The sequence below is a fragment of the Pedobacter ginsengisoli genome (assembly GCF_030244015.1).
In the GTDB taxonomy this organism is placed as follows: Bacteria; Bacteroidota; Bacteroidia; order Sphingobacteriales; family Sphingobacteriaceae; genus Pedobacter; species Pedobacter ginsengisoli.
In genome coordinates, this window is record NZ_JASSYX010000003.1 from 1,137,305 (window position 1) to 1,150,634 (window position 13,330).

17 protein-coding genes and 1 pseudogene are annotated in these 13,330 nt (G+C 40.2%); 7 read left to right on the forward strand and 11 right to left on the reverse strand.

The window, feature by feature from the left end; translation table 11 throughout:
• Positions 1-17 precede the first annotated feature (17 nt).
• The gene (def, locus tag QEP08_RS17250; protein ID WP_285059842.1) at positions 18-581 is read left to right on the forward strand and encodes a peptide deformylase; all 564 of its coding nucleotides are present in this window, start codon (positions 18-20) and stop codon (positions 579-581) included.
• Here def and QEP08_RS17255 read toward each other — a convergent pair whose 3' ends face one another.
• From QEP08_RS17255 to QEP08_RS17265, 3 genes are read right to left on the reverse strand one after another with little or no spacing between them, the layout of a single operon-like run.
• Entirely contained in the window at positions 582-1,226 is a 645-nt protein-coding gene (locus tag QEP08_RS17255; RefSeq protein ID WP_285059843.1) for a peptidase associated/transthyretin-like domain-containing protein, read from the reverse strand.
• A gap of 51 nt (positions 1,227-1,277) precedes the next feature.
• The gene (locus QEP08_RS17260; protein WP_285059844.1) at positions 1,278-1,523 is read right to left on the reverse strand and encodes a NifU family protein; all 246 of its coding nucleotides are present in this window, start codon (positions 1,521-1,523) and stop codon (positions 1,278-1,280) included.
• A 34-nt stretch (positions 1,524-1,557) separates the two neighbouring features.
• Positions 1,558-2,634 (reverse strand): Mrp/NBP35 family ATP-binding protein, encoded by a 1,077-nt coding sequence (locus QEP08_RS17265; protein WP_285059845.1) that lies wholly within the window; start codon positions 2,632-2,634, stop codon positions 1,558-1,560.
• Between the two features lie 235 nt (positions 2,635-2,869).
• On the opposite strand from QEP08_RS17265, the gene QEP08_RS17270 reads away from it, so the two are divergent.
• From QEP08_RS17270 to QEP08_RS17280, 3 genes are read left to right on the forward strand one after another with little or no spacing between them, the layout of a single operon-like run.
• On the forward strand, positions 2,870-5,050 hold the full coding sequence (locus QEP08_RS17270; protein WP_285059846.1) for a transglycosylase domain-containing protein: 2,181 nt from the start codon (positions 2,870-2,872) through the stop codon (positions 5,048-5,050).
• 9 nt (positions 5,051-5,059) lie between these two features.
• Positions 5,060-5,611, forward strand: a complete 552-nt coding sequence (gene hpt, locus QEP08_RS17275; RefSeq protein ID WP_285059847.1) for a hypoxanthine phosphoribosyltransferase — start codon at positions 5,060-5,062, stop codon at positions 5,609-5,611.
• 53 nt (positions 5,612-5,664) lie between these two features.
• Complete coding sequence (locus tag QEP08_RS17280; RefSeq protein ID WP_285059848.1) at positions 5,665-6,324, forward strand: phosphatidylserine decarboxylase family protein; 660 nt, start codon at positions 5,665-5,667, stop codon at positions 6,322-6,324.
• On the opposite strand, the gene QEP08_RS17285 is transcribed toward QEP08_RS17280, so the two are convergent.
• The 4 genes from QEP08_RS17285 to QEP08_RS17300 all read right to left on the reverse strand — a co-directional run bounded on the left by QEP08_RS17285 (position 6,321) and on the right by QEP08_RS17300 (position 8,694).
• On the reverse strand, positions 6,321-7,439 hold the full coding sequence (locus tag QEP08_RS17285) for a mechanosensitive ion channel family protein (RefSeq protein WP_285059849.1): 1,119 nt from the start codon (positions 7,437-7,439) through the stop codon (positions 6,321-6,323). The genes QEP08_RS17280 and QEP08_RS17285 overlap by 4 nt on opposite strands.
• 118 nt (positions 7,440-7,557) lie before the next feature.
• Positions 7,558-7,905: a 50S ribosomal protein L19 gene (rplS, locus tag QEP08_RS17290; protein ID WP_131593363.1), complete on the reverse strand. Its 348-nt coding sequence runs from the start codon at positions 7,903-7,905 to the stop codon at positions 7,558-7,560.
• 140 nt (positions 7,906-8,045) lie between these two features.
• The gene (locus QEP08_RS17295) at positions 8,046-8,351 is read right to left on the reverse strand and encodes a hypothetical protein (protein ID WP_285059850.1); all 306 of its coding nucleotides are present in this window, start codon (positions 8,349-8,351) and stop codon (positions 8,046-8,048) included.
• A 34-nt stretch (positions 8,352-8,385) separates the two neighbouring features.
• On the reverse strand, positions 8,386-8,694 hold the full coding sequence (locus tag QEP08_RS17300; protein ID WP_285059852.1) for a hypothetical protein: 309 nt from the start codon (positions 8,692-8,694) through the stop codon (positions 8,386-8,388).
• 125 nt (positions 8,695-8,819) lie between these two features.
• Between QEP08_RS17300 and QEP08_RS17305 the strand changes: the two genes are divergently transcribed.
• A complete protein-coding gene (locus QEP08_RS17305; RefSeq protein ID WP_285059854.1) occupies positions 8,820-9,179 on the forward strand; it encodes a hypothetical protein in 360 nt (119 codons plus the stop codon).
• Here QEP08_RS17305 and trmD read toward each other — a convergent pair.
• The 3 genes and pseudogenes from trmD to QEP08_RS17320 all read right to left on the reverse strand — a co-directional run.
• Complete coding sequence (gene trmD, locus QEP08_RS17310) at positions 9,176-9,853, reverse strand: tRNA (guanosine(37)-N1)-methyltransferase TrmD (RefSeq protein ID WP_285059855.1); 678 nt, start codon at positions 9,851-9,853, stop codon at positions 9,176-9,178. The genes QEP08_RS17305 and trmD overlap by 4 nt on opposite strands.
• A 17-nt stretch (positions 9,854-9,870) precedes the next feature.
• A complete protein-coding gene (rimM, locus tag QEP08_RS17315) occupies positions 9,871-10,398 on the reverse strand; it encodes a ribosome maturation factor RimM (protein WP_285059856.1) in 528 nt (175 codons plus the stop codon).
• Between the two features lie 233 nt (positions 10,399-10,631).
• A pseudogene (locus tag QEP08_RS17320) lies at positions 10,632-11,177 on the reverse strand (30S ribosomal protein S16); the annotation flags it as partial.
• Positions 11,178-11,378: 201 nt separating this feature from the next.
• Between QEP08_RS17320 and QEP08_RS17325 the strand changes: the two are divergent.
• Together QEP08_RS17325 and QEP08_RS17330 are read left to right on the forward strand one after the other, a co-directional pair.
• A complete protein-coding gene (locus QEP08_RS17325; RefSeq protein WP_285059857.1) occupies positions 11,379-11,900 on the forward strand; it encodes a 5' nucleotidase, NT5C type in 522 nt (173 codons plus the stop codon).
• Between the two features lie 43 nt (positions 11,901-11,943).
• On the forward strand, positions 11,944-12,264 hold the full coding sequence (locus QEP08_RS17330) for a heavy metal-binding domain-containing protein (RefSeq protein WP_285059859.1): 321 nt from the start codon (positions 11,944-11,946) through the stop codon (positions 12,262-12,264).
• Positions 12,265-12,321: 57 nt separating this feature from the next.
• Here QEP08_RS17330 and pfkA read toward each other — a convergent pair whose 3' ends face one another.
• Positions 12,322-13,305, reverse strand: coding sequence for a 6-phosphofructokinase (gene pfkA / locus QEP08_RS17335; protein WP_285059860.1), 984 nt, complete (start codon positions 13,303-13,305; stop codon positions 12,322-12,324).
• Positions 13,306-13,330: the final 25 nt, after the last annotated feature.

Genomic DNA, 13,330 nt, shown 5'->3' on the forward strand with positions numbered 1-13,330 from the left:
TTTTGTACCTTTGTACCATGAAGTTACCCATTGTAGCATACGGCGACCCGGTTTTAAAGAAAGTCTGCACTCCGATTGAGGAAAGCTATCCAGGCTTGCAGGAATTAATCAGTAATATGTTTGAGACGATGTACAACGCCAGTGGCGTTGGTTTGGCGGCTCCGCAAATTGGATTACCAATAAGATTATTTATCGTTGATACCGCTGCTGGTGACGAAAAGGATAAGGACCGTTATAAAAAGGTATTTATCAATGCTCAAATTCTGGAAGAAACCGGTGAACCCTGGGCTTTTAATGAGGGTTGCCTAAGTATCCCTGACATCCGGGAAGATGTAATGCGCAAGCCGAATGTTAAGATCAGGTATTATGATGAGAACTGGAAGCTGCACGAAGAAGAGGTGACCGGCATGCCCGCACGGGTTATCCAGCATGAATATGACCATATTGAAGGAACCTTGTTTACTGATAAGTTAGGTCTTTTAAGAAAAAGGATGCTGAAAAGTAAACTGGATGCAATTTCTAAAGGGAATATTCATGCTGACTACAAAATGCGTTTCCCGAATCAGAAAAGAAGACGGTAGTTAGTTGTCTGAGTTTTTACTCTTATCTCCTTTAAAGATAGATTGCATCAGCTTGCCCCAGGCAAAGGGATTCAGCAACGGATTGGTCTGAACCATATTCTTGTTAAGCGCCCGGTCATGGTTTAAACGATAGTTGATGCTCTGGATCTCCCCGCCGTCTCTGGAAAGGGACTGGATCATTCCGCTTATACTTTCCTGTGAGAGGTTTTTCAGCGCGATCGCATAATCATCGTCTGCGATCTTCATCGCCATGAAATCTCTTGTAAACTCCTCTACTGTAGCCCACGGATAAACACGAACTGTCGGCAGGTTGATGATATCAGCCTTCAGCCTGATCATCGCGGTATATTTAGTGTCGTTAATTTCTGCGGGTATGGGAAGCAGCAGATCCCTGTATCCTACGGCGGTGTAAAGAATGGTATCTCCGGGATGTGCGATGAAAGAAAAGAATCCTTTGTAATTGGCCCCGTACCTCTGGCTCTTATTGGTCAGATTCGTTACGGTTACGTAAGGCACTGCATAATTGCTATCCACATCCGTTATGATCCCGGAAAATTGAATCAATTTCTTATCCCCGGTGGTTTGCTGAGCAAAGACCGGTGTAATGAAAAGAAGCAATATAATGGTTAACAAATACTTCATCATGCAAACATAGCTGTATTTATAAACACAGTAAGTTAAATTTTGTTAAATGATTTATACTTCTTCTGCTAAATTAACGGATACGACTGAAGTAATTTCAGGAACAGCTTTCATAATTGCCTGTTCAATTCCTGCTTTCATGGTCATGAAGCTCATCTTGCAGGATCCGCAGTTACCCAATAATTTTAATTTAACTACTTTATCTTCTGTTATCTCTTCTATGGCAACATCTCCTCCATCTGCCAGTAAATACGGACGGATGGTCTCTAATGCCTGCTCAACTTGTTCTGTTAAATTCATTGGTTATGTTTTAAAGTATAAAAATAGTAAATTTTTAGCAATTAGCAGTTTGTGCGTTATTAATAGCTACCTGCTGTGCAATTCTGCCTGCTATTTCTGAAAAGGACTGCGAGAGTCTGCTTCCTGTTTCCAGCGCAACCGGGGCTCCGCTATCTCCTGCCTCCGAAATACGCTGAACGATAGGGATCTCTCCGAGGAATGGCACATTAAATGTTTTCGCCAATTCCTTTCCGCCGTCTTTTCCAAATAAATAGTACTTATTGTCCGGAAGCTCTGCCGGAGTAAAATAAGACATGTTTTCAATTACTCCCAAAACAGGAATATTGATTCCGGCCATTCTAAACATGGCCAGTCCTTTGCGTGTATCCGCAAGGGCGACTTGTTGGGGGGTAGTGACGACTATCGCTCCGGCTATCGGAAACCCCTGTGTGATCGTGATGTGGATATCACCGGTTCCCGGCGGCAAATCCACGATCAGGTAATCCAGCTCGCCCCAGTCGGCATCGTTGAATAATTGTTTTACTGCATTTGAAGCCATCGGTCCACGCCATGGCACAGGCTGGTCGGGATCAGCAAAAAAACCAAGAGAAAGAATCTTTATGCCGTATTTTTCTATTGGAAGTATTAACGTTTTGCCGCCTTCTGCTTCTCTTGCACTTGGCTTTGCTCCTACCAGGTCAAACATGGTAGGCACTGATGGACCATAAATATCTGCGTCAAGCAGTCCGACTTTAGCTCCGTCTGCGGCTAAAGAAAGGGCAAGGTTACTGGCAACAGTAGATTTTCCTACGCCGCCTTTTCCTGATGAAACAAGTATAATGTTACTAATGTCTTTTAATCCCGTAGTGTCCATTGGCTTGGTCACTCTTGAGGTCACATTGATATTTACTTCTGCTTGCTGACTCACAAAATGTTTGATCGCATTTGTACATGCATTTTTTAGCATCTCTTTCATCGGGCATGCCGGCGTAGTGAGCTCGAGGGTAAAACTGACATTATTGTCCTCTATTTTCAAATCCTTGATCATGTTTAAAGTGACCAGGTCTTTTTTAAGGTCCGGATCTTCAACATTACCCAAGGCTGCTAAAACTTGTTCTGAGCTAATTATCATTGTCCAAAATTAACTAAAACTGGCTGAGCATTCCTTATCCCTTGCAAGAATATTGCAAAAAGGTGATAACCAGACTGGTATTTGATCAACAATGTGCAGAGACAGTGAAATATATCAGGAATGGCTCAAACAAAACAGATCAGCAATTGGTTGAGATTAGGGTTTTTAAATGTATTTTTAGCGCGAAATAAACATTTGTATATAACGTTTTAGCAATTAATATCTATTTTACAGCATGCATCTTCCAAAAATAAACATCCCTAAAAAATACATTAAGATTGGCGCATGGGCCTTAGGGATATTTTTTGTGCTTTGTGTAATATTTGGTACGGTTGCTTACAGCAAAAGAGAAGCATTATTAAAAAAAATGATGTCCAAAGCTATTTTAAAGGCAGATGAAGATTTTGGACTTCAGGTAAAAATTGCTGAGGCCGGATTTACCGGTTTGAGTATGGTACACATGAAAAATATTTCCGTTGTGCCTAAAGACAGGGATACGCTCACAACGATCAGCGACATGACGGTCGGTGTCAAGCTATGGCCTTTGATTTTCGGTGATGTCAAATTGTCACAGGTGATTTTGAACACAGGATCGGTGAATGTAGTATTCAAAGATTCTCTGAGCAACCTGGATTTCATACTAAAACGCAAAAAAAAGAACAACAGGGAGTCAAAATCGAAAATAGATCTTGGGGATCTGGCACACAACCTCTTAAATCAGCTGCTCTATAAGATTCCGGACGACATGGAAGTGAAAAACCTCATACTTTCGGTAAATGACAATGATACTGCAAGAATTAAGTTTTTTACCCGCGATGCAACGATAGTTGACGGGGAGTTGAAGTCTGTGATCATTGTAAACGATAATGCCGCAACATGGCACCTGAACGGAACTTTAAACCCTGGAAGCAAGCAGCTCGACATTATGCTGTTTGCTGACAACAAGCCGGTAGAACTGCCTTATCTGAATCATAAACTGAATACAAAATTTAGTTTCGATACGGTCAGGACCCAGATGAAAAATGCCGGTTACAGCGGTGACGATTTTAAGATTGAGGGTTCCTGGTCGATAAAAAATCTTTTGATCAACCACCCCAAAATAGCCGCCAATGATATTGTTATTCCGGATGCAAAAATAGATGCAGATGTATTGATAGGACCAAATTACGTGGCTCTCGACAGCTCATCGACTGTGTTCCTCAAGCAGGCCTCTGTACATCCGTACCTGAAGTATACCTTATCGCCTAATAAAATCTATGAAGTGAAACTGCTCGCTCCCGAACAGGATGCCCAACAATTATTGAATTCATTTCCGATAGGGCTGTTTGAATCCCTGGAGGGCTTAAAGGTTAGTGGTAAGATCAGGTATGACCTCTCTTTTTATCTGGATAGCGCCATGCCCGATAGTGTTAAGTTTTATTCGGGCCTGACGCCGACTAATTTTAAGATCCTGAAATGGGGCAAAACTAATTTGCAAAAAATCAACAAAGAGTTCATTTACACGCCCTATGAACGTGGAAAACCTATGCGAAACATTGTGATCGGGCCTTCTAATCCAAATTTTACCCCTTTATCGGAGGTGTCAAGTAATTTTAAGAATGCAATTCTGACTTCTGAAGATCCTTCTTTCTTTACACACAAGGGATTTGTTCAGGAGTCTATCCGTAAATCCTTTGCCGTAAATTTTAAAGAGAAACGCTTTGTAAGAGGGGGCAGCACGATATCCATGCAACTCGTAAAGAATGCTTTTTTAAGCCGTCAAAAGACACTGGCCCGTAAAGCGGAAGAAATCTTAATTGTCTGGCTGATAGAAAATAATCACCTCATCAGCAAAAATAGGATGCTTGAAGTTTATTTCAATATTATCGAAATGGGCCAAAATGTATATGGGATCGGAGAAGCCACAAGACATTATTTTGGAAAAACTCCTGCTGAGCTGAATATCGGGGAGGGCATTTTCCTGGCCAATATTGTTCCGCGGCCAAAGATTGCATTGTATAAGTTCAGAGGAGATGGCGGGCTTAAGGATTATCTTTATCCTTATTTCAGGTACATCGGAAACATTATGGCACGACGTGGTCTTACTCCTCCGGACAGTTCCGGATATGGATTTTACAACGTACATCTACGTGAGGGTCTTAGGCAATATTTGCTGCCTGATTCCGCAGAGATAGATACCAATTCCTTTGATTCGGAAGACCCGCTGCCTGCGATCGAAACACAGGATGAGTCCAAAACTCTTTTTGACAGGCTTTTCGGAGGTCCAAAAAAAGACACTATACCGAAAATAACGATCACATCTGATACTGTAAGGAAGAAGACACGCAAAGAACTTAGACAGGAACGAAGAGAGCAGCGAAAGAGAGAGCAGGAATTACAAGAGGCTCTGGACAAGCAGAAAAAGGAACAACCTTAATCTATTCTAATGAATAAAATTCAAATAGCAGGGAAGGAGTTTGAAATACTGCTCGAAAATGATCAGATCAGCAAAAGGACACGCTTAATCGCCATTCAGATAGATGTTGATTATGAGTCGCGCTGCCCTGTTTTTATAGGTGTTTTAGACGGTAGTTTCATTTTTATGGCAGATCTCTTAAAGGAAATACATGTTTCTTGTGAGATCGGATTTATAAAGGTCTCTTCCTATAGCGGCACGGAAAGCACCGGAAAGGTTAAAAAAATCTTTGGTCTGCCTGAATATCTTCACAATCGTGACGTCATCGTGGTAGAAGATATAGTGGACACCGGGCTTACGCTGAACTACATTCTGACAGAAATCCATAAACAAAAGCCGTCTTCAGTAACCGTTTGTACCTTGTTATTGAAGCCCGGCGCTTTGAAGACCAGGATTGAGGAGCCGGAGTATGTTGGCTTTGAGATCGGAAATGAGTTTGTAGTTGGGTATGGCCTGGATTATGATGGCCTGGGCAGAAACCTGAAAGATATTTACAGGTCCAAAACTGTTGCGGTTCCTTAGCCTTAATGCAATATTTTTTTCTCAATTTTGCAAAAACATATATTTAACTAACAATGACCATACACAAAGAAGGTTATACCACCATCGCATTATCCCTGCTTTTCATTTTTATATTAAATGCATTTATCGATTATAAATTCGCGGATATCGCATGGTTAAGGTGGTTAGTCTACATATTCTCTCTTGCACTATTTGTCATTGTCCTTCAGTTTTTCAGGAACCCAAGCCGTTCTTTTACTTCAGGTGATCGTCTGGTGATCTGTCCGGCAGACGGAAAAGTTGTGGTTATCGAGGAAACAGAAGAGCCTGAATATTTTAAAGACAAAAGGCTGCAGGTATCTATATTTATGTCACCTGTTAATGTTCATATCAACAGAAATCCTATTTCGGGGGTTGTTAAATTTTTCAAGTATCATCCCGGAAAATATCTGGCTGCCTGGAATCCTAAATCCTCTACCGAAAACGAGCGCACAACTGTAGTTGTTGAGCATAAAAATGGCACCCCGGTATTGTTCCGGCAAATCGCTGGAGCTCTTGCCAGAAGGATTGTATGGTACGTTAAAGAGGGTGATGTTGTTGAACAGGGCAAAGAATTCGGTTTCATTAAATTTGGATCAAGGGTAGACATATTCCTGCCATTGGGAACTAAGGTTAACCTCGAGCTAAATCAGGTAGTAAAGGGAGGCATTACCGTTTTGGCTGAACTGGCTTAACCTGAGGCGTTTTTGCTGTCAGTGATGGACCGTTGTGTCGGGTAGGCAAAATTTGATCCATACTGTTCGACGATTTCAATCAATTTAAAATTGATTTCTTCCTTTACAGTGACATACTCATTGTGCTCCATGTTTATGACCAGGTATAGCACCTGGACATTTAATCCTGAATCTCCAAAATTATCAAGAGTTGCGTAGCCGTCTCTTGTATTTGGATTGCTGGTCAAATAATTATTAATGGCTCCCAGTATTTTCCTTATGTCTTCAGCCTTTGTCTCATAGGTAAGTCCTATATGAAAATTTACCCGTCTGAAATCCCTTAGGGTTACATTTTCCAGCACGCCATCAATCATCGCTCTGTTTGGTATTACGATGGTTGTTTTGTCTGGGCTGGTTAGCCATGTGCTCCTGAAGCCGACCTTTTGAATGGTACCTTCGATGCCGTCGACTTTAACGACATCCCCTACTGTGAATGGTTTATCTAAAAATATAGTGAAAGAGCCAATCAGGTTCTCTAAGCTTTCTTTGGCCGCCAGAGCAATTGCAATACCGCCAATCCCAAGGCCTGTAATCAGTGTGAGCACATTAATTTCAAATACAAATCCTAAAAGCACGAAAAAACCCATAAAGCAAATGAGTGTTTTGGTCAGCTCCTTTAAAAATGGGATTAACTGATCGTCCGCCTTATTTGAGGTTAAGGATGCTCTGTATTTTAAAACATGTGCAATAAAATCGATTATCCTTAAAATGATCCAGAATACAGAAAGAATAATCAAAAATAGAAATATTTTATCAATAAAATCTCCTATTGTGATGTTGAGCTTAGGTTTCAGGCGGTGCCATACCACGACATCAAGTGGGTATTTCAGTTGGTTTATGGCAATATAAAAGGTGCAAAATGTAATGAACGATTCGATTGGTTTTAAAAGCAGGGAAACAAATGTATCGTCGTTGATATCCCGTGCAAATTTTTTGAAAACGGTGAAAAGCAGCAGGCTCATCAAGCGGGATACAATTCGTTTGAAAATCAATCCTAATAAAATAAACCCAGCTAAAAAGCAATATTGTTTTACTGTATTGCCCCAAAATATTTGTTCAAAAATGTTATTTTCCATATGACTGAGTCAATTGTTTAATGTGGTTTGCTGTTCTACAGCGCCTGTGAAAAATATGCACAAAAAAACCTCCCGGGTTTAAATCCCTGGAGGTTAATATTGTTTAGAGTTTAATAATTTAGACTCTTTTAGATTTGATACGGGCTGCTTTACCAGTTAACTCGCGCAGGTAGAATAATTTTGATCTGCGCACTTTACCGTGACTGTTTACTTCAATTTTAGCGATGTTTGGAGAATTGATCGGGAAGATACGTTCAACACCAACACCATTAGACATTTTACGAACGGTAAATGTTTCATTAGCGCCAACACTATTGCGCTGTAACACTACTCCCTGGTAAATCTGAATACGTTCTTTATTACCTTCGCGAATTTTATAGTGAACACTCACTGTATCTCCTGATTTGAATGCAGGAAACTCATTTTTTGCGATTACCTGCTCTTCAACAAATTTTACTAAATCCATGATTTTAAGCTATTAAGCCGACTTTTTATTGTTTAAAATCGGACTGCAATATTAAGGATTTTATTTTATAAAAAAAAGTGAATTTTATTTTTTTCCACATTCTTTATTATTTCCACAAATTCCGTGTGTTGAGACGGCATTCAATTTAAAGGTTTCTGATCATCTCCGGGTCTGGCTTTTGACTCTCTTATCAGTACGTCTAAGCTTTTGGATTCGATTGGAAAATTGACAAGTCCCCCTTCTCTTAATTTAAACTGCTTTTCTAATTTTCTCACTAATAAATAAGGAATGTCTGCCTTATCTCCAATATTTATCTTTCTGTAATTGTGAAAAGTATTAAACGAGATACCCAGTTCTTCAGGAATAATTTTTAATGCCGCTTTATATTCTGGCAAGTTCAATTTATTCATTTCCTCGTCTATTTTATATTTTCTTTGCTTTTTCATGTAATTAAATTGATTAGGATAGAATAAGTTATTTTTATCTGATTCTTCTTTTTGGTTCTTTCGCCGAAAGCTCTTTAAACGAGCTTCCTTTGATGATCTTATTTAACAATTCACCCACTTTAAGCTCGAAAAATATTTCGAATCTCAGAACCTTTTCATGGGGAATATCCTGCCGGTCGTTTATAAGGATATTCCGATAATTGTGAAAGGTATTAAGCGAAATCCCGATCTGTCTTGGAATCCACCTCACTGCCTCTCTGTGTTCATTCATGTTCATCTTTAATAAACAATCGTTGATCTTGTATTTCCTCAGATCTCCATCTTTAATTGTCTTTTTCTTCATTCCTGTTTAATTTTAAATATTAAATTATACTTACTTTTATAAAATAAATATGGGCAACACCATAATATTTTAGTGCAAAATTACTTAATTTTTTATGGAAAATCAAATTACAACCTAATTTTTTTATGCATTTAAAAAATATTGTCGACGGAATTCTTAAAGAAAAAAGCAGGCCCATGAGCTGGCTTGCCGACGAAATGGGAAAAACCTTCGACGGACTCAAACTCAGCCTTGTAAAAGGCTCGATAAAGTATAATGACATTATAGAAATGGCAAAGACGCTGGAGGTCTCACCTGCTGTTTTTTTCCAAACAGAAACCGTTTATGCAGACTATCATAACGGAGGATCTGTTTTGGCAGAAACCAAAGAAAATTATGGAGATTTAAAAGGTAACTTAAAGAATTGCAAAGAGATGCTGGCTGCTTTAAAGGATCAGCTCAAAGATAAAGAAATGATCATTTCTCTTTTAAATAAGGAGGCTTAATCATTCAGCAGATCGGGGCGGCGATCCTGAGTCCGGATCAGGGCTTGTTCGTGTCTCCACTCATTAATTTTGGCTTCATGTCCACTTAACAGAACATCCGGCACCTTATGTCCGTTCCAGTCTGCAGGACGTGTATAGACCGGGGCATCCAGAAGGTCTCCCTGGAAGCTATCTGATAACGCAGACGTTTCGTCGTTAAGCACTCCGGGAATCAGTCTTATGATTGCGTCCACAATAACCGCGGCAGGCAACTCTCCTCCAGACAGAACATAGTCCCCGATTGAAATTTCTCTCGTCACAAACAGATCTCTTATCCTTTGGTCTATGCCCTTATAATGACCGCAAAGGATCATTATGTTTTTCTTGCCGGAAAGTTCATTGGCGATGGTTTGATTAAAGGTTTTTCCGTCCGGGCTCATAAATATGATTTCGTCATATTCCCGTTCCGACTTTAATTCTGCGATACATTTTGCAAATGGCTCAATTGACATGACCATGCCGCTGCCTCCTCCGTAGGGGTAATCATCTACACTTTTCTGTTTGTTGGCGGCATAATCTCTCAAATTATGAACAAAGATCTCAGCAATGCCCTTTTTCTGTGCTCTGAGTAATATAGAGTGAGCAAAGGGACTATCCAAAAGGTCTGGTAACACAGTTATAATGTCAAAACGCATATTGCAAAGATAAGGATTTAAGGGTTGATGTAAATGTCTAACAGTCCATCGGGAAGATCTACAGTCAGCGTTCTTTCATCTTCATCTATCTCGATAATCATATCGTCGTTCAGCGGAAATAATATCTCTGTCTTTTTATGAGAAATCGTGGCGACAAATTGCTGGGGGTACTCGTTAACTTCAATGATCTCACCCAATTTTCCGTGGGTTTCATCAATAACGACAAACCCTTTCAAATCGTTGTAGTGGAAATCTTCGTCTGACCGGTCGGGCATTTTAGACAAAGGGAGGTATATTTTTTTCTTTAGCAAAGCCTGGGCTTTATCAATATGGTCTACATCTTCAAGATAAAGATTTCCTGTGTTATTGGAATGGAGCTTATATGACGAGACAAAGAACGGAACCATCTTTCCGTTGTGGTCAGCAAAAATCACATCCAGCTCTAACAGTTCGGGAGCGTCGTATTCAAAAAACAATTGTATCTCCCCCTTTAAACCCTTGGTTTTTGTAATGTATCCGATATAAAATGCTTCTTCTATTTTCACTGCTTTTTGCTTTAGATTTAAAATAAGCCCGGCTAATTGCATTGTCTATTACCCATGACTTAAAAAGAAAATAGCGAAGGAGCATTTCTATGAAAGATCCTTCGCTATTCTACGGCACAATAAAGTTACTATGCGTTGTCTTCTTTGCTTTCTTCTGTTGCCGTTTCTTCAGCAGCAGGAGCTTCTTCGGTTGCAGCTTCAGCTACAGGGGCTTCTTCCACAGCCACAGTTTCTTCAGTCGCAGCCTCAGCTACAGGAGCCTCTTCTACAGCTGCAGTTTCTTCAACTGCAACTTCTTCTTCAGCTACAACTTCTTCTACCGGTGCATTTTTAATTGCAAGTGCAGCAGCACGATCAGCATTTTTCTTAGCCTCAGCAGCTAAAGCAGCTTTCTTAACATCATCTTTAGATTTAGTTAAGCTTTCTTTTTTGCCTTCAATTTTTTCACCTTTAGCACTCAGCCACTCTGCAAATTTAACTTCTGCCTGTTCTGCGGTTAAAGCACCTTTTTTAACACCGCCTTCTAAGTGTTTTTTGTACAAAACACCTTTGTAAGAAAGGATAGCGCGACAGGTATCCGTAGGCTCAGCACCTTTGTTTACCCAGTCTAAAGTTTTATCAAAATTAAGGTCGATGGTAGCAGGATTGGTATTTGGGTTATAAGAACCTAAACGCTCAATAAATTTACCATCTCTTGGTGAACGGGAATCCGCTACCACTACGTGGAAAAAAGGCTTGCCTTTTTTACCGAATCTTTGCAATCTGATTTTAGTTGCCATTCTCTTTTATATTTATGTATTCAACATAGTTCCCGGAGCTTCGTGCTTGCGGGGTTGCAAAAGTAAGTAAAATACTAATGATTAACAAGATGCAATAATTTTATCTTCATTTTGCTCAATTATATTCTTAAATGGGGATATTTGCGCCATCAAAACCAGGACAACACCTTTAGACAGAGCAATTGCCCTTTAAAATAAAATATGATGAGAATAGCGATAGACATGGATGAAGTGTTAGCCGATCCAATATATAAATTTATACAGCTTTACAACCGTGATTATGGTGTACCTCTTGACCTTATTCTTGAGCCTGGAAATGAAATTTATCAGCATGTTCCCGAACACGCAAAGGATAAATGGTTTGATTACATTAATGAAGAAGGATTTTTTCGTGATCTGAAGCCCCTGGATGGAAGTATTGAAGCAGTAAAGAAACTCCAGGAGAAATACGATGTTTATATCGTATCTGCTGCTATGGAATTCCGCAACTCACTTGTAGACAAATACGACTGGCTGGCGGAGCACTTCCCTTTCATCACCTGGAGAAACATTATGTTTTGCGGAGACAAAATCGTTGATGTTGATGTGATGATTGACGACAGGGCAAAGAATTTCGTTGGCTTTAACGGCCGGAAACTCTTGTTCACGTCACCTCATAATCTGCTGCTTACCGACTATGAACGTGTCAATAATTGGCAGGAAGTATTGGACAAACTATTGTAACATTCATTGCGAATTAACATCAAAGTATTAAAATTTATATAAGATGTTAATTACAACAACCAATACAGTCGAAGGCAAAAAAGTAGTTAAGTACATTGGCCTGGTAAGTGGCGAAACCATTATTGGCGCCAATATTTTTAAAGATCTTTTCGCAGGCATACGTGATATCGTGGGCGGACGGTCAGGCTCTTATGAACAAGTCCTGCGGGAAGGAAAAAATACCGCAATTAATGAGATGCAGCAATACGCCGCCGCCATGGGCGCCAATGCCATTATTGGCGTTGATCTGGATTATGAGACCGTCGGAAGCGGAGGAAGTATGCTTATGGTAGCCGCAACAGGCACAGCGGTAATTATTGAATAATTAAAAATGCCCCAAATGTCAGACGATTTTTGGGGCATTCTATATCTGGTCTTTTAATTATAATGACAAAATCTCTACTAGTTTTAACCAGGCCGGACTTATTTCCTTCGCATCTATATGCTTAATTGCATGATCAAACGGAGTGAACAGGATTTCTCTGTTTTTCAGACCGACCATTTCTCCCGATTGACCGTGCAGCAATCCTTCAACAGCTGCCACGCCTAACCTGCTTGCAAGAACCCGATCCATGCAGCTTGGCTTTCCGCCGCGCTGGATATGCCCCAAAACCGATACTCTGATGTCGTATGATGGAAATTTCTTTTTCAAAATCTCGCCTACATTAAAGGCCCCGCCTACTTCATCCCCCTCAGCAACAATGATTATCTTAGATGCTTTATCTTTACGTCCGGTCTCCAGCCTGGTCACCAGACCTTCTACCCCCATGTTTGCCTCGGGAATCATTATTGCTTCTGCACCAACGCCTATTCCGCTCCTCAAAGCAATAAGACCGGAATCTCTGCCCATCACTTCGACAATAAACAACCTGTCGTGAGATTCAGCTGTGTCCCGTATCTTATCAACAGCGTTGATAACAGTGTTAATCGCAGTGTCATATCCGATCGTAAAGTCAGTTCCTTCCAGATCATTATCTATGGTTCCCGGCAAGCCCACCACTGGGAAATTAAATTCTTTTGTAAACAGATTACCCCCTGTAAAGGTTCCGTCTCCCCCAATTACAATGAGTGCATCGATATTATGCTTCTTCAATTGTTCATATGCCTCCAGCCGACCCTCGACGGTGCGAAAGGCATCACTCCTTGCCGTTTTTAAAATAGTTCCTCCACGTTGAATGATATTGGCCACAGATTTTCTATCCATTTGGATAAAATCTCCATTGATCAGTCCTTCGTAGCCTCTTAAAATTCCCGTTACTTCTAAATCGTAGTAAATTGCCGCCCTAACTACTGCCCTAATGGCAGCATTCATTCCGGGAGCATCGCCTCCAGATGTTAATACACCTATGTTCTTAATTTTATTCATTTGGTTTTTTCAGCTGTTTTAAATT